This is a genomic window from Pseudidiomarina sediminum DSM 21906 (assembly GCF_000423165.1).
GTDB classification, from domain to species: domain Bacteria; phylum Pseudomonadota; class Gammaproteobacteria; order Enterobacterales; family Alteromonadaceae; genus Pseudidiomarina; species Pseudidiomarina sediminum.
In genome coordinates this window covers 829,262-846,767 of sequence record NZ_KE383983.1, presented here as the reverse complement: position 1 = coordinate 846,767, position 17,506 = coordinate 829,262, and the positions used below count along the sequence as shown (strand labels likewise).

Genomic DNA, 17,506 nt, shown 5'->3' with positions numbered 1-17,506 from the left:
ACGCGATTTAAGCGTCTTGATACTTACGTAACACCAAGGTTGCGTTGGTACCACCGAAACCAAAGCTGTTCGACATTACTGTGGTCAATTCAGCAGGGGTCGCTTCACGCACAATGTTCATACCTTCTGCGCGCTCATCAAGATTTTCAACGTTAATCGACGGTGCAACAAAGCTGTTTTGCATCATCAACAACGAATAAATCGCTTCGTGGACACCAGCTGCACCTAGGGCATGTCCAGTCATCGCTTTAGTAGCGCTGATCATTGGCGTTTGCTCTGGGAATACCGCACGAATGGCTTCGAGTTCTTGGGTATCACCCACCGGTGTACTGGTACCGTGGGTATTCAAGTAATCGATTGGCGTATCCACTGTTTCCATCGCCATCTGCATACAACGTACCGCGCCTTCACCTGAAGGAGCAACCATGTCGTAACCGTCAGAGGTCGCACCGTAGCCGACGATTTCAGCGTAAATGGTCGCGCCACGTGCGAGCGCAGTTTCAAGCTCTTCAATCACTAAGATACCGCCACCACCAGCAGGCACGAATCCATCACGATCTTGATCGTACGTCCGCGACGCCTTGGTTGGGGTCTCATTGTATTTGGTACTCAATGCACCCATGGCGTCAAATTCCATACCTAGGGTCCAATGCAACTCTTCACCACCGCCTGCAAACACACGGTCTTGCTTACCGAATTGGATCAGCTCTAACGCATGACCAATACAGTGCGCTGAGGTTGCACAAGCTGAACTAATCGAGTAGTTCACGCCTTTAATTTTAAATGGCGTCGCCAAACACGCTGAGGTCGTTGAAGCCATGCAACGCGGTACCATGTAAGGCCCAACACGTTTAACACCCTTCTCACGTAAAATATCAGCGGCTGCAACTTGATGTTCACCTGAAGCACCACCTGAACCTACAACCAAGCCGGTGCGAGGGTTAGAAACTTCTTCTTCGCTCAAGCCGGCATCTGCAACAGCTTGTGCCATCGCCATGTAAGCGTATGCAGCAGAATTCCCCATAAAGCGTAGTGCTTTACGGTCGATATGATCCGCAGGGTTCGCACGAACCGGCCCCCAGACTTGGCAACGCAAGCCCATGTCGGCAAATTCTTGAGAAAATTCAATACCTGAACGACCTTGTTTTAGTGATTCAAGTACTTCTTCTTTGTTAACGCCGATACTCGACACGATGCCGATACCGGTTATCACTGCTCTTCTCATTCTAGTTTCCTGTCTTGCTGAGCGCTGCTGTATGGTAGCTTACCTAAATAAAAAAGTGGTCTGCTTTCCGTAATCTTACCCATTTATTGTTACACTAGTATGCATTTTCAAGGCTTAGAATAACAGGTGTTGTGTGACCGACTCTTTGCACGCTCAAATTCAATTTAATGAATTCGGGTTGCCCGTGGCGACCGCATTCGATGACATTTATTTTACCAACGAAAACGGTCTCGCTGAAAGCCAATACGTCTTTCTTCAGCATAATGATCTTCCTGAGCGCTGGCAAACCCATCCCCAATCCACCTTTGTGATTGCTGAGAGCGGCTTCGGTACCGGTCTTAACTTGCTGGCCACCTGGCAGCTGTTCCTTGAGCACGCTCCCGAGCACCTAAGCTTACATTTCATTTCGTTCGAAAAATTCCCGCTGCAGCACGATGACCTACGTCGCGCTTTAGCTGCTTTTCCACAGTTAAAGACACTTGCCGATGAGCTCATTGCGGCCTATCCGAGCGCGGAACCGGGTTGTCATCGGCGGGTTTTGGCGCAGGGCCGCATTACCCTCGACATTTGGGTAGGCGATATTCTTACGCAACTGCCTTTGTGGCTGCCCCATGCCCAAGAGCGCGTAAACGCTTGGTATCTCGACGGCTTTGCGCCAGATAAAAATCCAGAGATGTGGCAACAGCCTTTGTATGACGCGATGGCCAGCAGCGCGGCCGCAGGTTGTACTTTTGCCACTTTTACGGCTGCGGGTGCGGTCCGAAGAGGCCTCCAGCAAGCGGGCTTTGCCGTGACAAAAGCCAAAGGGTTTGGCCGCAAACGCGAAATGCTACGCGGCACCTTACCCAGCAATACCCCACCCGAAGGTCCCGACCACACCACGCCTATCACTGTGGTTGGAGGGGGGATCGCTGCCGCCTGTACCGCGGTTGAACTTCAGCGCGCGGGCTATCAGGTCGAGGTGCTCACGCCGGGCATTGCCGATGCGGCCTCAGGCAATCCACAAGGCGCGGTTTACCCATTGCTGCATGCACAACGTAGCCCGCTGGCGGAGTTTTTCAGCGTCGCTTTTGGCTACGCCACACACTTTTATCAACAACACACACCTGCGCACTGGTTTCCCAGTGGGGTGGTGCAATTGGCCTACAATGAAGCACGCCAGCAGCGCTATCAAAAAGTTAGCGCTGCCGTCGTCGACGGAGGCCCTGGCTACGATGCGACAACGGTGCAAGCACTCGATGCAGCAGCAACCCAGCAACTTTGGCCCGCACTGCCACCTTACCCGAGTTTGTACTATCCACAAGGTGGCTGGCTGCGGCCGGGCGCCGTGGTTCAGCAACTGTTGCACGGGGTAGCGCACCACAGCTGCGCACCGCTCGAAGCGATCGAAGCCTGTCCCGAAGGGTGGATACTACGCACTGAAGATGGCCAAGCGATTCGCCGCGAACGCGTTGTTTTGGCATGTGGAGCTGGACTCAAGCAATTATTGCAGCCGTTTTCGCTCGCACTGCAAAATGTCCGAGGTCAAGTTACGCAAGTCAGCGCCTCCAAGACCTCCGCAACCTGTCCTTTGGTGGTTTGTTACAAAGGCTATTTCACCCCTGTTGACCAAGGCCAACATTGTGTCGGAGCGACCTATGCGCGGGATGACGAAGACTTACAAGCACGCGCTACGGACACCGCAGAAAACCTCGCAAATTTAATCGACAATCTCGCTCCGGCAACCTGGCCGACAGACTTAACGGCTTGTGCTGATCGGGTGGCATTGCGCAACACCACGCGCGATCACTTGCCCATGGTTGGCGCGCTGGCGAACAACCTGTGGGTGATTGGTGGCCTAGGCTCACGTGGGTTTACCGCGGCACCGTTAGCAGCGAGTGCGCTGGTGGCAACCCTTGCCCAGACGCCGCTGCCACTCTCAGCAAACCTGTGGCAACGCTTGCAGCCGCAACGGCTGCAAGCAGACGACTAACGACGTTTCGTCAGCCGTTATGCGTCAGCAACAAAGGTGCTCGCGCGCGCTTCTAAGCGCGCGACCATCGCCGCAATGTGCTGTTGATCAGCCGGAGTTAACTCTTGCTTCGTTTGCTCAACCGCCGCTTTCAAGGCAGGCAACACTAACGTCGCATCTTGACGCTGTTGCAATTCCAGCTGCGCCACCACCAAATCAAAATGACCGCGCAGATAGCCGCTGGCGAACAGTTCATCATCACTACCTTCGACCACAGCGTGATCAAAGACCTGCTCTAAATGCGTTACGAATTGCTCAAATTGTTCAGCCACAGCGACCTTCCCTCTTGCTTGGTATCAGAATGAAAACGGCGCAGAGAATATCACACCCGAAGCTATTTCTGATACACTAATGCGGTATTTGCTAGCCCCCAACAAATGAGGTAAAGGTCGGCGCTATGACGAAGAAAATCGGTTTGTTTTACGGTTCAACCACCTGTTTTACTGAAATTGCCGCAGAAAAAATCCAAGCCCAATTCCCGGCCGGACAGGTTGAGCTTTTCAATATTAAAGATGAACCTTTGGCGCAGGCCGAGCACTACGACATTCTTATCTTTGGCCTTTCCACCTGGGACTTCGGTGAGATCCAAGAAGATTGGGAAAGCCACTGGGACGAAATCAGTGAACTCAATTTAGCAGGGAAAATCGTTGCGTTGTTTGGCATGGGTGATCAAGTCGGCTATACCGACTGGTTCCAAGATGCCCTAGGCATGTTACATGACGAGCTGGCGGCCAGCGGCACGACGCGCATTGGTTTTTGGCCGAATCAAGGCTACGACTTTGCCGCCTCAAAAGCACTGACGCCAGACGGTGAATTTTTTGTCGGCTTAGCGCTCGATGAAGACAGCCAATACCAGTTCAGCGAAGCGCGCATTCAACAATGGGTCGAGCAGCTACAACAAGAGCTGCAAGAGCTCAGTTAAAAGATAAAGCCTAACCGCTGCTGCCACTCACGCTTTTGTTGCACTGCTGCTTCAGCACTGTAGCGTTGCGCCGGTGAATGACCCCAAACAGGCCCAGGCCAAGCGGGGTCATCTGGCGTTCGTAACACCAAATGAACATGCAACTGAGCCACCACGTTGCCAAGCGCGCCAACATTTAACTTGGCGTCGGGATACTCGGCTTTCATCAGTTGGCTCACCTGCTGCAGATCGCGCGCCAGCATCTGTTGCTGAGGCTCACTTAAATCTAAAAATTCAACGCAGTTGGCGACCCGTGGTACCAGTACTAACCACGGATACCGACAATCATCAAACAACAACACTTCACATAACGACAATGCACCTAGTCGCAAAGTATCGTTTGCTAACCGCTGATCAAGGCTGAACAGGTTACTTTCGTCTGTAGGTTTGCTATAACGCATGCATCACTCGTTTTGTTGCTGTTCAAGGATACCGTCATGAAAAAAATCATGCTGGCGCTGGTTGGCTGGCTTTTACTTACAAGCAGTGTTTGGGCCATGCCAACGGTTGCTGATTATACCGCGACCATGGAAGCTCACAACGGCTTCTTTAACTTCTACCATGATCGCCAACAAGGTAAAGTGTTTTTACAAGTACCGCGTCAAAGTGATGCGTTTATTTTTCAAACCAGTTTACCTTGGGGTCTTGGCTCCAACGATATAGGTCTCGATCGAGGTCAACTCGGCGCTACCCGCCTGGCGCACTTTTATCTTGAAGGCGATAAAGCGCTGTTAGTACATGAAAATAGCTACTATCGCGCCAATTCCGATAATGCTGCAGAGCGAGCCAGCATCAACGAAGCTTTCGCTGACTCAGTGATCGCTGGCTTTACTATTGTTGCCGCTGATGCCAACCATGTCTTGCTCGATTACACGCCATTCTTGTTAAGTGATACCCATGGCGTCGTGCAACGTCTTCAGCAAACCAAACAAGGCCGCTACCAACTGGCAGCGGACCGCAGTGTCATTTATCCAGCACGCAGCAAAGCCTTCCCAGATAATACCGAGCTTGAAGCCAAAATCACGTTTACCGGACAAGCCGAAGGTAACTACGTGCGCCAAGTGGCGCCTGATGCCGACCATCTTACCTTGCATCTGCATCATTCCTTTATCCGCTTACCGGATGACAACTACACCCCTCGCGCGTTTCACCCGCAGAGCGGCTATTGGGCTGAGGAACACCTTGATTATGCTGCACCTTTAGGTGCGCCAATGCAGGTGCGCTACATTCCGCGCCACCGCCTCAAGCAAGGCGAAACCATTACCTATTACCTTGATCCTGGCGTACCAGAACCGGTGCGAAGCGCCTTGTTAGATGGTGCCCGTTGGTGGCAAGAGGCTTTTGCCGCAGCTGGCCACCCAAATGGCTTTGAGGTGCGTGAACTCCCCGCTGACGCTGATCCGATGGACATTCGCTACAATGTCATTCAATGGGTGCATCGTGCTACGCGCGGTTGGTCTTATGGCGCATCAGTCATTGATCCACGCAGCGGTGAAATTCTAAAAGGTCATGTCACCTTAGGCTCATTACGGGTACGCCAAGATATGCTGATTGCGCAAAGCTTACTCGCGCCATACGCTAGCACTGACAAAGCTACCCAGCAGCAACTCCTCGACGCTATCGAAGCCATGGCACTGGCGCGGATTCGCCAGCTGTCCGCCCATGAAATCGGTCACACCCTAGGCATTGCGCATAACTTCGCCGCGAGCAGCCATGACCGCGCCTCAGTCATGGACTACCCACACCCACTGATTAGTTTAGCCACCGACAGCGACGGCTTGTCGTTAGCTGGTGCCTACACTGAAGGCGTTGGTTTATGGGACAAACAAGTCGTGCGTTACGGTTACGGTGAGGAACCACTGGCGCAAATTCTTCGCGAAAATCGCGAGCTAGGCCTGCAATTCATTTCTGACGCCGACGCCCGCCCTGCAGGTGGCGCCCATCCAGATGCACACTTGTGGGACAATGGCAGTGACCCCGTTACTGAACTTGAGCGCATCCTCGCCGTCCGCCAAGGCGCCTTGCAAAACTTTGGACTGGCCAACCTTGCACCAGGACATGCCGTCAGTGAACTGCGGGCATTACTCGTACCAGTGTACCTATTGCACCGCTATCAGGTTGAAGCAGCCGTAAAAATGTTAGCAGGAGTTCACTATCAGTACGCGGTCAACGGGGACAGCAAACCACAACAACGGGTGGTCAACGCCAGTCAACAACGCCGTGCGCTAAAGCTTTTGAGCCAAACCCTCACCGCAGCGCAATTAACCCTGCCGCGTTCGGTCGAAGCTTTGTTACTGCCGCACGCCTATGGGCATCGCGCCAGCCGCGAAAACTTCCAAGGTTTTACCAGTTTGACGGCAGATCCCGACACCATGGCGGCGAGTGCCGCGCGCTTTACCCTTGATTTGTTACTTCAACCCCAACGACTCGAGCGCCTCGCGCAGCAACAGCGTCAAGAAAACGCAGTACCGACACTGGCTGAAGTGTTCCAAAGTGTTACCACCCACGCGATTCAACCAGCATACGCAGCGGAAGCTTCATCGCTCCAGCAACGCTTGGCCTTTGAGGCCTTAACAGCAGTGGTCAAGCTGTACCAGTCGGCACAAAGTGGTGTCGTGAAAGCTGCCGCCTACGCATCTTTACAGGAACAACAGCAGACCTGGCAGCAGCAAGCCAAGAGTGCCCATCAGCAATTTATTGTCGCCGCCTTAAAGAACGTCTTAGAACAACAAGGTGAATGGCCATTGCAGCCTGCTCCGGCTTTACCTCCGGGCTCACCGATTTAACACGTCCAAAAAAAAACAGCGCCTTGGCGCTGTTTTTTTATACTTGCATAACGCTTAATCGAGGTTGGCAAAGAACGAGTCTGGTAACCAACGTGGCCGCTCGGCGTCATTGGCAATGGCTTGACCAATCTCAAAGTTGATGTTGGTAAATACAACACCCGCCTCATAGTTAATGGGCAAGGTTGGCGCATCACTTGGACGGTGATAATGCTCGGCGAAAAACTCCCCCCAAATTTTACCACCATCCTCATCTTCATTCTTGGCGGTGAAACCCGTCATCAAGAACACCGCTGGCACACCTTTTTTCACAAACGGATAGTGATCCGAACGGGTAAAAATTGCTTGTTCAGGCATAGGATCATCGCTTAGCGCAATATCAAATTTACCCGCAGCTGCGGCAACAGTTTCACCCAAGGTTGAATGCGTTGAACCAAAGGCAATAACGTCAGCAAAGTCATAGAGCAACACCGGCATATCTAGGTTCACGTTAGCGACAATGCTCTGTAAGGGGACGGTCGGATAATGTGCAAAGTAATCTGCACCCAACAGGCCACGCTCTTCTGCAGTAATCGACAAAAACAAAATCGAACGCTTCGGACGCTCTGCCGCTTCAGTAAACATCCTCGCGGTTTCAAGCATAACACTAACGCCACTGGCGTTGTCCATCGCACCGTTGTTGATGTGATCGTCTTGGCTTAAATCTTGCGTCATACCAATGTGATCTGAGTGGGCGGTATACAACACATATTCATTTTTCAATTCAGGATCTGAACCCGGTAAAATTGCCGCGACATTCGGGCTAGAAATCTCTTCGTGCTCAGAAGCGCGCTTTAAGGTGACCGAAACGTTCAATTCAAATGGCTTAGGCTGATCACCTTTTTCAAGCTGTGCAAACACATCGTCCATGCGAATCGCGGCGTTGCTGAATAGCGGCTCAGCCGCGCGATAATCAAGGTAGGCAGCACCTTGAATGTTTTTATAGGCGACGTTAGGTTCGCCCTCGGGGTTTAACCAGGTCACACTTGGTGCCCGTTGATACATCGCACTCACTTTAAACGGGCGAACTTCTTCACGTGCAGGGGTGTGCAAGGTGATAATGCCGACCGCGCCGCGTTCTGCTGCAAAACGTGTTTTGCTGCTATTTAAATGCGCGCCCTCTTCACTTGGCAAGGATTCAGGACGGCCACTCACCATAACCACAATTTTACCGTCCACATCCACATTAGCGTAATCGTTGAGCCCAAACTCATCCGACACCAAACCGTAGCCCACGAAGACCACCGGAGCGGTCACTTCGTTGGTTGCAGCATAAGCGCTTGGCCCAGTTAAAAAGGCGTCACCGTAAGCGAGCTCAACGGTGGACTCGCCAGTGTGAATAGCGAAGGCCGCACTGCCTTCTTTTAAGGTGCTACGACGAAAGCCAACCCGCTGATAGTAAGTACCGTCGTCGCCAGCGGGCTCTAAGCCCAGCGCTTTGAACTTAGCGGCAATATACTGTGCCGCAATTTCATGACCGCGGCTGCCAGTATCACGCCCTTCGAGAGCATCGCTCGCCAAAAATTCAAGATGTGATTGCAAGGTATTGGCATCTGCCGTGAGCGCCGGTTGTGCAGCTTGCGCTGGAGCTGTTTGCTCACCGCAAGCGACCATAAGGGTGGACAGTGCTAACGCACCAACGAGTGTTTGAATCCGCATTCTGCTTCCTATTTGTTTTGTAATGCAAAGGAAGCAGTTTACCCAAGCTCAGGCCAAAGCAGAAGTAGTTCAGCGAATTCTAGCGCAATCCGCACGCGACTTATCGTAACCTCTTAGAGCCTGCCGGTGGCTTTGGTACACTAGGACTAAATTCAGTGCTTTGATTTCAAGGAAGCAACTATGCGAGCGTTTCTCGTACTATTAATGATAGGCGCATGCTTAACAGCAACGGCCAACGCCCAAGCGACCCAGCAGGCAGAAGACTTTGCCGCGTCGCCATTGACCATTGAACGTATCTTTTCTGCGCCTGACTTAACCACATCGGCGCCACGTCAGCCACGCTTCTCGCCGGATGGTCACTTACTGACCTACCTTAAAGGCAGCACCGCGCATCCGAACATTTATGATTTATGGGTCTACGACGTTCGTCAACAAGAGCATCGCCTGTGGCTTGCAGCTAGTGACTTAGTCGCTGACCCTAGCGAGATGTCCGCTGCAGAGCGCGCCCGCCGTGAGCGTTTGCGTATCCGTGCCGCGGGCATTGTTGACTACCAATGGTCGAATGATGGTCAACAATTGCTGATTCCGTTGGCAGGAGAGCTTTTTTTAGTTAACGTCGCTGACCAACAGACGCGCAAGTTAAACCTAAATGCCACGAGCGTGACCGATGCGCGTTTTTCACCGCAAGGAAACTTCGTCAGCTATATTCACCAAAACACTCTGTTCGTTTTCAACCTTAGCGACAACAGCATTACCCAAGTCAGCGCCGAAGCGTCGGCAACGGAACACTTTGGGGTCGCAGAGTTCGTGGCCCAAGAGGAAATGAAGCGGATGACGGGCTATTGGTGGAGCCCTGATGAGGCGACCATCGCCTATACTCGGGTGGATACCTCCCCGGTCGCGATTCAAACGCGTACCGACGTCTATGCCGATCGCACTGAGGTGGTTTCACAACGCTACCCATACACAGGTACCGCCAATGCGCTCGTCGATTTAGGGTTATGGCAACGCAGTAGTGGCACGACCACTTGGCTTAATTTGCCCAAACGTCATGCTGAAGGCTATCTCGCGCGGGTCAAATGGCTTCCTGACAGCTCTCGCGTCAGTTATCAATGGCAGCCGCGTGATCAGCGCAGCCTTACGCTTTACTTGCAATCACGCGAAGGTGACGAGGTTACAGAAGTGGTCCAAGAAACCAGTAGCACTTGGGTGAACTTGCACGATGATCTTGTCTTTCTTGAAGATGCTCGCCATTTTATTTGGGCCTCAGAACGCAGCGGCTACAAGCATTTGTACCTGTATCGCACCGACGGTAGTTTGATTCGCCAACTGACCAGCGGTGACTGGATGGTCGACCGTATTGCCGCGGTCGATGACACCACGGGGTTTGTTTATTTCACTGCCCGTAAAGCATCGCCACTTGAGCGCCACCTGTACCGTTTGAGTATGACCACCACCACCCCAAGTCAACCCACGCAAGTGAGCCAACGCGAAGGCATGCATAGCATTCAGTTCGCCCCCAACTATCGCAGTTATATTGATGACTTTTCTAGCAGCACGCAGCCGCCGCAAGTAAGCCTGCATGGCCCGACCGGCGAGCGGATTGCTTGGTTACACGAAAACAGCATCAACGCCAGCCATCCGTTAGCGCCTTATCTTGCGAATTGGTCGTACCCAACCTTTGGCACCTTAACCGCGGCGGATGATCAAACCCTGTACTACAAACTGACCACGCCACCTTTGATGGCAGATAACCAACAGTACCCAGTCATCGTTATGGTCTATGGCGGCCCTCGGGCACAGCGCGTCACCAACAGCTGGGGAGATTACTTCTCGCAATATTTAGCCCAACAAGGCTATGTCGTGTTTCAGCTCGATAACCGTGGCAGCGGCAATCGCGGCAAGCAATTCGAACAGGCCATTCATCGGAACTTGGCCCAGGCTGAAGTTGCCGACCAAGTGGCTGGCGTCAACTTCTTGCGCACCCAGCCTTTTGTTGACGATGCGCGCATTGGGGTATTTGGTCACAGCTATGGAGGCTACATGGCGTTACACTTAGTGATGCGTCATCCTGAGCACTTTCATGCCGCAGTCGCAGGTGCGCCAGTCACCGATTGGCGGCTCTATGACACCCATTACACAGAACGCTATATGGGCACGCCACAAGAGAATCCGTTGGGCTATCAAGCGGCCGATGTACTTACCTATGCTGAGCAACTGCAGCAGCCTCTGTTGATTTATCATGGCATGGCTGATGACAACGTCCTCTACACCCATACGGCGAAACTAAGTTATGCCCTGCAACAAGCGATGATCCCGTTCGAGCTGATGGCTTACCCTGGCAAACAACATGCTTTGCGTGGACGTGAAACCTCGATTCATCGCTATAACCTTATCGCAGACTTTTTTGCCCGCCACTTACAATAAGATATACTAAGCGCATCAACACAACGCGAGGAGTAACGCTGATGCGCTTTTTATCACGCCGTTTGGTCATGCCCAACGATCTTAACTTTGCCGGTTCACTTTTTGGTGGACGTATTCTCGAATGGATCGATGAAGAGGCTTATATCTACGCGGCTTGCCAGTTAGATGCAAAAAGCTTGGTCACCAAACACATTGGCGCTATCAGCTTTGAAACCTCAGCGTATCAAGGCGATGTGGTTGAATTTGGTCTGGGCGTTAAGAAAGTCGGCCGTACTTCATTGACGGTCACCTGTGTGGTACGCAACAAGCAAACCAAGCAAAATATCTGTGTCGCCGATGATATTGTCTTTGTTCACATTGACCCAGCCACACGCACACCAGAGCCACACGGCAAAACCCAAGCTGAACTCGAAGATTTGAAATTAGAAACGCCGGAATAATCCGGCGTTTTTTTAACTTTCGTGTACGCTTTACTTATGCAAGTATGCACCGGCGAAGCTTGTTACCGGTGCAGCACTTGGTTTACCGTGCTGCCAGTCACCGCCTTCAACGCCGCTACCAGCGATATCAACGTGCACATACGGCAACGGATGATCACTGTCATTACCGTAATTATCGAGTCCCGCAGCAATAGTTAAGAACGCCATTGGGAACTGATGGCCACGCGCAGTGCTCACCGAAGGACCATTGTTGCTCGACAGCACGTCATCGGCTTTCGTGCGTGGTGCCACGAAACGAAAATCTTCACGGCGTGACCAACTGACTTCACTCGGATCTCCGTACACTTCACCCGCTTCCCACAACAGATCATGAATCCCTTGCGCTCGCGCCGGTCCATTTGGCACCAAAGCGGTATAAGGACCTTTGGCAATTGCAGCATGTCCAGTGAGGGTCGCGACACTGTACAACTGTGGACGCGGGTAATTACCCGCCTGCACACGCAAATGCGACAATAAGTCAGCTAACACCAAGCGTCCTTCAGCATCGGTATTGCCGATACGCACCCGCACACCACTGTGCGCTTGAATAATTTCGTCAGAAACAAAAGCTTCAGCACCAATACTGTTACGCACGACACCTAATTCAGCAACGACACTCACTGTTTCTGGACGCATTTCAGCCACAGTTTTCATAAAGCCAGCAACGCCAGCCGCACCACCTTTGTCACGGCTCATACCGGCCATGTGACCGCCAGTTTTGAGATCCGCACCACCGGTATCAAACACAATGCCTTTACCGGCAAACATTAAGGTTTGCTCTGCTGCTGGTGCTTGATACTCAAGACGCACCACACACGGCCAATGACGTTCTACACTCAGCGAAGCGCGCCCTACCGCCATCAGCAACGGATATTCGTGCTGCAATTGTTGAATATCATCAATCACCGTTACTTTAACAGCGGTATGCGCAAAGGCCTGCTGACAATATTCCGCAAAGCGTGGTGGCGCCATCCGCTCAGGTTCGGTACCACAGAGGTCACGGGCAACGCGTTTACCCGCTTCCACGGCCATTAACCATTGCGCATCTAAGGTGCCCACCACACCGACTTGAGTGATGGTTTCCACCGTCTCTTCGCCGAGTGCTTCACGTGCTTCTAGCGGCTGATACAAGGCCTGACAAAGCCCCCAATACGCAACGGCTTCGGCTTGCCCATAACGCGCATCGTCAGGCACGCCAAACACCACCAATAGCGGTTGCTTCACGCCCGCTTCGGCTGCAATACGTGCGCCAGCGCCAGCAGCGTCAGCAAAGGCTCGCACGTCATCATAGTCACGGCTCAATGGACCTGTCGGTGCAGTGATCAGACGACCGCCCAAAACATCGGCGGCAAGCAACAACGGTTGTTGTCCGACGCGCTGATCATAGCTCTGTGCGCTGGCCACATAATCGGCGAATTCTTCCGGTAGGGACTGCGCAAAATCGCCGACCAAAATCACTGCATCATAGTCACCCTGTGCAGCATTGTAATGCTCTACTACTTCAACTGTTGGAAAGGCCATAGCCATCATACTCCTCGTTGTCGTTTGCTTAGATGCGGCGCCAGCGTGTTCCTTGGGCGCCATCTTCTAACTCAATACCCATTGCCGTGAGCTCATCACGGGCGGCGTCTGCGCTCGCCCAATCTTTATTGGCACGGGCTGTATTACGTTTCTCGATCAAGGCCTCAATGACCGCCACATCATCACCTGCTGCAACACCGCCTTGTAAAAAGGCCTGCGGGTCTTGTTGCAGCAAGCCTAACACATCGCCTAGATGGCGCAAGGTAGCGCCATGCAGCGCAGCGCTCTCGGGACTTTCCGCCCGATGAATATCACGCACTAAGTCGAACAATACAGGCAAGGCTTCAGGCACGTTAAAGTCATCGTCCATAGCAGCTTCAAAGCGCTTCACATAAGGTGCTGCTACTTCCGCATCAAACGCTGCCACAGGCACATCGCGCAGGGCCGTATAGAGACGTTCAAGACCGGCACGCGCTTGATCAAGATTGTCTTTTGAATAGTTTAGCTGTGAACGGTAATGGCTCGAGACCAAGAAATAACGCACGCTTTCAGCGTCATACTCGGCGAGGACATCACGAATGGTGAAGAAATTACCAAGTGACTTCGACATCTTCACCGCATCGACTTGCACCATCCCGCTATGCATCCAGTAATTGACATACTGATGGTCGTTCGCACAGCAGCTTTGTGCCACTTCATTTTCATGGTGTGGGAAAATCAAATCTGAGCCACCACCGTGAATGTCGAAGTGCTCACCTAAGTGACGCTTGTTCATTGCCGAGCACTCAATATGCCAACCCGGACGTCCCTCGCCCCAAGGCGATGGCCAGCTTGGTTCACCGGCTTTGGCACGTTTCCACAACACAAAATCGAGCGGGTCTGCTTTATTTTGTGCCACATCAACACGGGCTCCAGCTTGCAGTTGCTCAAGGTTTTGGCGACTCAATTGACCATAATCTTTAAAGGTGCTGACATCAAAAAGCACATCACCGTCACCAGCAACGTAGGCGTGGCCTCGTGCAACAAGGGTTTCAATCATGGTAATAATGTCACCCATATGGCCGGTCACGGTCGGTTCAACGTCAGGCCGCAGCAGGTTCAACGCATCAAAATCATCGTGCATGGCTTGCGTGAAACGCGCGGTCACTGCATCAATAGCTTCGTTATTCTCGTTAGCGCGACGGATAATCTTGTCATCCACGTCGGTAATGTTACGTACGTAGGTCACCTTATAACCTTTTGCGCGCAGATAGCGCACCACCACATCAAAGGCAACATAGGTACGGGCATGGCCGATATGACAGTAGTCGTAAATCGTCACGCCACAAACATACAGTTTCACCTCACCTGGGGTGATCGGTTTAAATTCATCCTTGCGGCGGCGCAAAGTATCAAAAATGCTTAACATGCGATTTACGACTCCAAACTCTAGTTTCATGAGCCGAATATGATACCGCATGCTGTAGCCTTCTCACAAACAGTGCTAAACTGTCGCAACATTTTAATGAATCACTTTTTGTTTAATCATCAATGGAGTTCGTCCCATGCAGGTAACGTTGCATACCAATCACGGCGCAATCAAACTTGAGCTATTCGCAGAAGAAGCACCAAAAACTGTTGAAAACTTTGTCCGCTACGTGCGCGAAGGTTTCTACGAGAACACCTTGTTCCACCGTGTGATTAAAGGTTTCATGATCCAAGGTGGTGGTTTTAACCTTGAAATGGTGCAAAAAACCCCACATGCAGCGATTGAAAACGAAGCCAACAATGGTCTGAAAAATGACAAAGGCACGATCGCCATGGCGCGTACGCAAGACCCGCATTCTGCAACCAGCCAGTTCTTTATTAACGTGGCCGACAACGACTTCTTGAACTTCAAAAACGAAAGCATGGGCGGCTGGGGCTACTGTGTCTTCGGTAAAGTGATCGAAGGCATCGAAATTGTTGATGAAATCGCACAGGTGTACACCACGCACGCAGGTTTCCACCAAGACGTACCAAAAGATGACGTGATCATCGAAAAAGCAACGGTTGACGGCGAATAAGCGCTCCCCAACCTATGGCAACTTGGTTTATCTCTGATCTTCATCTCAGTCCAGCGCGGCCTGACATAGCGCACTTGTTTTTTGACTTTTTGCGCGAGCAGGCCCGCAACGCTGATGCGTTGTATATTCTCGGTGACTTGTTTGATGCCTGGATTGGTGATGACGATACCAGTGCCTTTGCGGCGCAAGTTCAAGCCGAACTGCGCCGCTACACCGATAGCGGTGTGCCCACCTATTTTGTCGCTGGTAATCGTGACTTTCTCATTGGCAAAACCTTTGCCGAGCGCACCGGAATGACCTTGCTGGATGATCCGACGGTGATCAATCTCTACGGTAGTGAGACGCTTATTTTACACGGTGACTTACTCTGTACTGATGACCATAGTTACCAAAAATTTCGCCGCCGTATTCGCAAACCTTGGGTCATGAAACTGCTCCTGAGCCTACCGCTACGCACCCGCATGCGGATCGCAAACAAACTGCGCCAGACCAGTAAAACACAACAACCATTGAGCGAAGCAGAGTTAGCGATCATGGACGCCAACGACCACACGGTGGTCAATTACTTCGAGCAGTATCAAGTACGCCAGATGATCCACGGCCATACCCACCGCCCTGCTGAGCATCAGCATTATTTAAGTGATGGCAGTCAAGCGACGCGCATTGTTCTGGGCGATTGGTACACGCAAGGCAGTATGTTAAAAGTGACGGCCGCCGGCGTTGATCTTATGCAGCAGCCGTTGCCGTCGGCACCCCACTGTGAAACTTAAAGTCATCGTCAGCCGTTGCGATAAGTTCTGCTTCACGCGCCCCAAAAAATGCAATGCGTTCCGCGATAGACGCACCGGCAATGGCTTCCGCCAAGGTTAAATAATCTTGATAATGACGCGCTTCTGAGCGCAGCAACGAAATATAAAACTCACCGATATCGGCAGGTAAGTGCGGCGCCAGCTTAGCGAAACGTTCACACGAGCGCGCTTCAATATAAGCACCACAAATTAATTTATCGATTAAGGTCGCAGGCTCATGGGTACGAACATGACGAAACAACTCTTTCGCGTAGCGGCTTGAGGTGACTTTATCGTAGGCAATGCCATGAGCATCGGCCACTTCCAACACCTGATAAAAATGATGCAGCTCTTCTTTGATCAGCAATACCATTTTATCGATCAGCTCTTGGCTGTAAGGTTTCCCCGAACGCGGCACCATGGCTTTACGCAAACCGTTGCAGTTAGCTAACTCGCGCCAATCACCTTGCAGCCGATAGGTGTAATCTTCATAGGGGGCAAGCCACTTTAATAGAGCTTCACCACTGGCATCATCCACCGCATAACGGCGAATTAACAGCATCGCACTTTGAGCAGCTTTTAACTCGCAGACCATATGATCACGCAATAAGGTTGGGAGGTGTTGCGGCTGCTTGGCTACCGCAATCCAAGCATCTGGCGTTTCGCAATGGAGGAAGCCACGAATGGGCATGAGGAGTTTATTGATTGCTTGCATGTTCATGAGAAAACCGAACCGTTCAAGGACCTTAACCGAAGTGATGAAACGAACGGCTATTGTACGCGCAAATTCCTGCCATTGTTACCGAAAAAGCCTTGACACTGATGAAAATCCGACCAATATTGAAGGTGCGTCGATTAAAAAATCAGCGTTAGTTAACAACAATAATAATATTCTATAAAACAACGAGAAGTAGAGGTTCACCATGATTTTGAATCATATTTGGGGACTGTACGCACACCCTCGGGAAGAATGGAAAACCATTGACCAACGTCATGAGAGTATGACTTTTGCAATCAGTCATATCCTTATCGTCGCTTTGCTCCCCTGTGCGGCGGCCTACTACGCATCGACACAATTAGGTTGGAGTATTGGTACGCGCGAAGCGACCTACTTGACCCAACCTAGCGCAGTATTGTTCGCAGTAACGATGTATGCGGGAATTTTGGCAGCTACATTTGCCTTGGCTTATCTGATTCACTGGATGGCTAAAACCTTCGGCGCCTCACCCACCTTCACCCAATCGATGGAACTTGCAGCCTACACTGCAACACCTGTCATTATGTCGGGTGTATCGGCGCTCTACCCAGAACTGTGGTTTGTCACACTGGCGTTTATTGCAGGAATTGCTTACTCCGTGTACCTATTGTACTCGGGCGTTCCTATCCTGATGCATATTCCAGAAGAGCGCGGCTTTATTTACGCCAGCTCGGTGGTCACCGCGGGACTTATTTTATTAGTGATCCTCATGGTGGCGTCGGCCATCGTCTGGACAAATGGCTTCGGCCCGCAATACTCGTAAACAACGTCGGGAACAAAAAACGCTGGCAAATGCCAGCGTTTTTTTATT

The 17,506-nt window shown here is 51.8% G+C and carries 15 protein-coding genes; 8 read left to right on the top strand and 7 right to left on the bottom strand.

The features are described from left to right. Positions 1 to 7 precede the first annotated feature (7 nt). Positions 8 to 1,225 carry a beta-ketoacyl-ACP synthase I gene (fabB, locus tag G535_RS0109225; protein WP_026861802.1) on the bottom strand — a complete coding sequence of 406 codons (1,218 nt, stop codon included), beginning with the start codon at positions 1,223 to 1,225 and terminating at the stop codon, positions 8 to 10. Positions 1,226 to 1,358: 133 nt separating this feature from the next. Between fabB and mnmC the strand changes: the two genes are divergently transcribed. Beyond that, positions 1,359 to 3,197 carry a bifunctional tRNA (5-methylaminomethyl-2-thiouridine)(34)-methyltransferase MnmC2/FAD-dependent 5-carboxymethylaminomethyl-2-thiouridine(34) oxidoreductase MnmC1 gene (mnmC, locus tag G535_RS0109220; RefSeq protein WP_026861801.1) on the top strand — a complete coding sequence of 613 codons (1,839 nt, stop codon included), beginning with the start codon at positions 1,359 to 1,361 and terminating at the stop codon, positions 3,195 to 3,197. A 17-nt stretch (positions 3,198 to 3,214) separates the two neighbouring features. Here the strand turns inward: mnmC and G535_RS0109215 are convergent, their stop codons facing one another. Beyond that, entirely contained in the window at positions 3,215 to 3,508 is a 294-nt protein-coding gene (locus G535_RS0109215) for a YfcL family protein (RefSeq protein ID WP_026861800.1), read from the bottom strand. 125 nt (positions 3,509 to 3,633) lie between these two features. Between G535_RS0109215 and fldB the strand changes: the two genes are divergently transcribed. Beyond that, entirely contained in the window at positions 3,634 to 4,158 is a 525-nt protein-coding gene (gene fldB / locus G535_RS0109210) for a flavodoxin FldB (RefSeq protein ID WP_026861799.1), read from the top strand. On the opposite strand, the gene G535_RS13370 is transcribed toward fldB, so the two are convergent. After that, positions 4,155 to 4,598: an HIT family protein gene (locus G535_RS13370; protein ID WP_034727973.1), complete on the bottom strand. Its 444-nt coding sequence runs from the start codon at positions 4,596 to 4,598 to the stop codon at positions 4,155 to 4,157. The genes fldB and G535_RS13370 overlap by 4 nt on opposite strands. Positions 4,599 to 4,634: 36 nt before the next feature. Between G535_RS13370 and G535_RS0109200 the strand changes: the two genes are divergently transcribed. Further along, on the top strand, positions 4,635 to 6,983 hold the full coding sequence (locus tag G535_RS0109200; RefSeq protein ID WP_026861798.1) for a zinc-dependent metalloprotease: 2,349 nt from the start codon (positions 4,635 to 4,637) through the stop codon (positions 6,981 to 6,983). 54 nt (positions 6,984 to 7,037) lie between these two features. On the opposite strand, the gene G535_RS0109195 is transcribed toward G535_RS0109200, so the two are convergent. Continuing rightward, positions 7,038 to 8,678, bottom strand: coding sequence for a M28 family metallopeptidase (locus tag G535_RS0109195; RefSeq protein ID WP_026861797.1), 1,641 nt, complete (start codon positions 8,676 to 8,678; stop codon positions 7,038 to 7,040). Positions 8,679 to 8,858: 180 nt separating this feature from the next. Between G535_RS0109195 and G535_RS0109190 the strand changes: the two genes are divergently transcribed. Further along, positions 8,859 to 11,105, top strand: a complete 2,247-nt coding sequence (locus tag G535_RS0109190; protein ID WP_026861796.1) for a S9 family peptidase — start codon at positions 8,859 to 8,861, stop codon at positions 11,103 to 11,105. Positions 11,106 to 11,146: 41 nt separating this feature from the next. Further along, positions 11,147 to 11,545 (top strand): acyl-CoA thioesterase, encoded by a 399-nt coding sequence (locus tag G535_RS0109185; RefSeq protein WP_026861795.1) that lies wholly within the window; start codon positions 11,147 to 11,149, stop codon positions 11,543 to 11,545. 30 nt (positions 11,546 to 11,575) lie between these two features. Here the strand turns inward: G535_RS0109185 and G535_RS0109180 are convergent, their stop codons facing one another. Then, positions 11,576 to 13,105 (bottom strand): M17 family metallopeptidase, encoded by a 1,530-nt coding sequence (locus tag G535_RS0109180; protein ID WP_026861794.1) that lies wholly within the window; start codon positions 13,103 to 13,105, stop codon positions 11,576 to 11,578. A gap of 28 nt (positions 13,106 to 13,133) precedes the next feature. Continuing rightward, positions 13,134 to 14,513: a cysteine--tRNA ligase gene (gene cysS / locus G535_RS0109175; protein WP_026861793.1), complete on the bottom strand. Its 1,380-nt coding sequence runs from the start codon at positions 14,511 to 14,513 to the stop codon at positions 13,134 to 13,136. Between the two features lie 136 nt (positions 14,514 to 14,649). Between cysS and G535_RS0109170 the strand changes: the two genes are divergently transcribed. Beyond that, positions 14,650 to 15,150 carry a peptidylprolyl isomerase gene (locus tag G535_RS0109170; protein ID WP_026861792.1) on the top strand — a complete coding sequence of 167 codons (501 nt, stop codon included), beginning with the start codon at positions 14,650 to 14,652 and terminating at the stop codon, positions 15,148 to 15,150. Positions 15,151 to 15,164: 14 nt separating this feature from the next. Next, positions 15,165 to 15,920, top strand: a complete 756-nt coding sequence (gene lpxH, locus G535_RS0109165) for a UDP-2,3-diacylglucosamine diphosphatase (RefSeq protein WP_026861791.1) — start codon at positions 15,165 to 15,167, stop codon at positions 15,918 to 15,920. Here the strand turns inward: lpxH and miaE are convergent. Next, positions 15,877 to 16,653, bottom strand: coding sequence for a tRNA isopentenyl-2-thiomethyl-A-37 hydroxylase MiaE (gene miaE / locus G535_RS0109160; RefSeq protein ID WP_420834821.1), 777 nt, complete (start codon positions 16,651 to 16,653; stop codon positions 15,877 to 15,879). The two genes, lpxH and miaE, sit on opposite strands and share 44 nt — an antisense overlap. 208 nt (positions 16,654 to 16,861) lie before the next feature. Here miaE and G535_RS0109155 point away from each other — a divergent pair, with 208 nt between their 5' ends. Further along, the gene (locus tag G535_RS0109155) at positions 16,862 to 17,458 is read left to right on the top strand and encodes a Yip1 family protein (RefSeq protein WP_026861789.1); all 597 of its coding nucleotides are present in this window, start codon (positions 16,862 to 16,864) and stop codon (positions 17,456 to 17,458) included. The last annotated feature ends 48 nt before the right edge of the window (positions 17,459 to 17,506 follow it).

Coding starts and splice junctions, on each gene's coding strand:
- G535_RS0109185 (WP_026861795.1), top strand. CDS start 11,147: ATGCGCTTTTTATCACGCCGTTTGGTCATGCCCAACGATCTTAACTTT.
- fldB (WP_026861799.1), top strand. CDS start 3,634: ATGACGAAGAAAATCGGTTTGTTTTACGGTTCAACCACCTGTTTTACT.
- G535_RS0109190 (WP_026861796.1), top strand. CDS start 8,859: ATGCGAGCGTTTCTCGTACTATTAATGATAGGCGCATGCTTAACAGCA.
- G535_RS0109155 (WP_026861789.1), top strand. CDS start 16,862: ATGATTTTGAATCATATTTGGGGACTGTACGCACACCCTCGGGAAGAA.
- G535_RS0109200 (WP_026861798.1), top strand. CDS start 4,635: ATGAAAAAAATCATGCTGGCGCTGGTTGGCTGGCTTTTACTTACAAGC.
- miaE (WP_420834821.1), bottom strand. CDS start 16,653: ATGCAAGCAATCAATAAACTCCTCATGCCCATTCGTGGCTTCCTCCAT.
- G535_RS0109170 (WP_026861792.1), top strand. CDS start 14,650: ATGCAGGTAACGTTGCATACCAATCACGGCGCAATCAAACTTGAGCTA.
- fabB (WP_026861802.1), bottom strand. CDS start 1,225: ATGAGAAGAGCAGTGATAACCGGTATCGGCATCGTGTCGAGTATCGGC.
- lpxH (WP_026861791.1), top strand. CDS start 15,165: ATGGCAACTTGGTTTATCTCTGATCTTCATCTCAGTCCAGCGCGGCCT.
- G535_RS13370 (WP_034727973.1), bottom strand. CDS start 4,598: ATGCGTTATAGCAAACCTACAGACGAAAGTAACCTGTTCAGCCTTGAT.
- G535_RS0109195 (WP_026861797.1), bottom strand. CDS start 8,678: ATGCGGATTCAAACACTCGTTGGTGCGTTAGCACTGTCCACCCTTATG.
- cysS (WP_026861793.1), bottom strand. CDS start 14,513: ATGTTAAGCATTTTTGATACTTTGCGCCGCCGCAAGGATGAATTTAAA.
- G535_RS0109180 (WP_026861794.1), bottom strand. CDS start 13,105: ATGGCCTTTCCAACAGTTGAAGTAGTAGAGCATTACAATGCTGCACAG.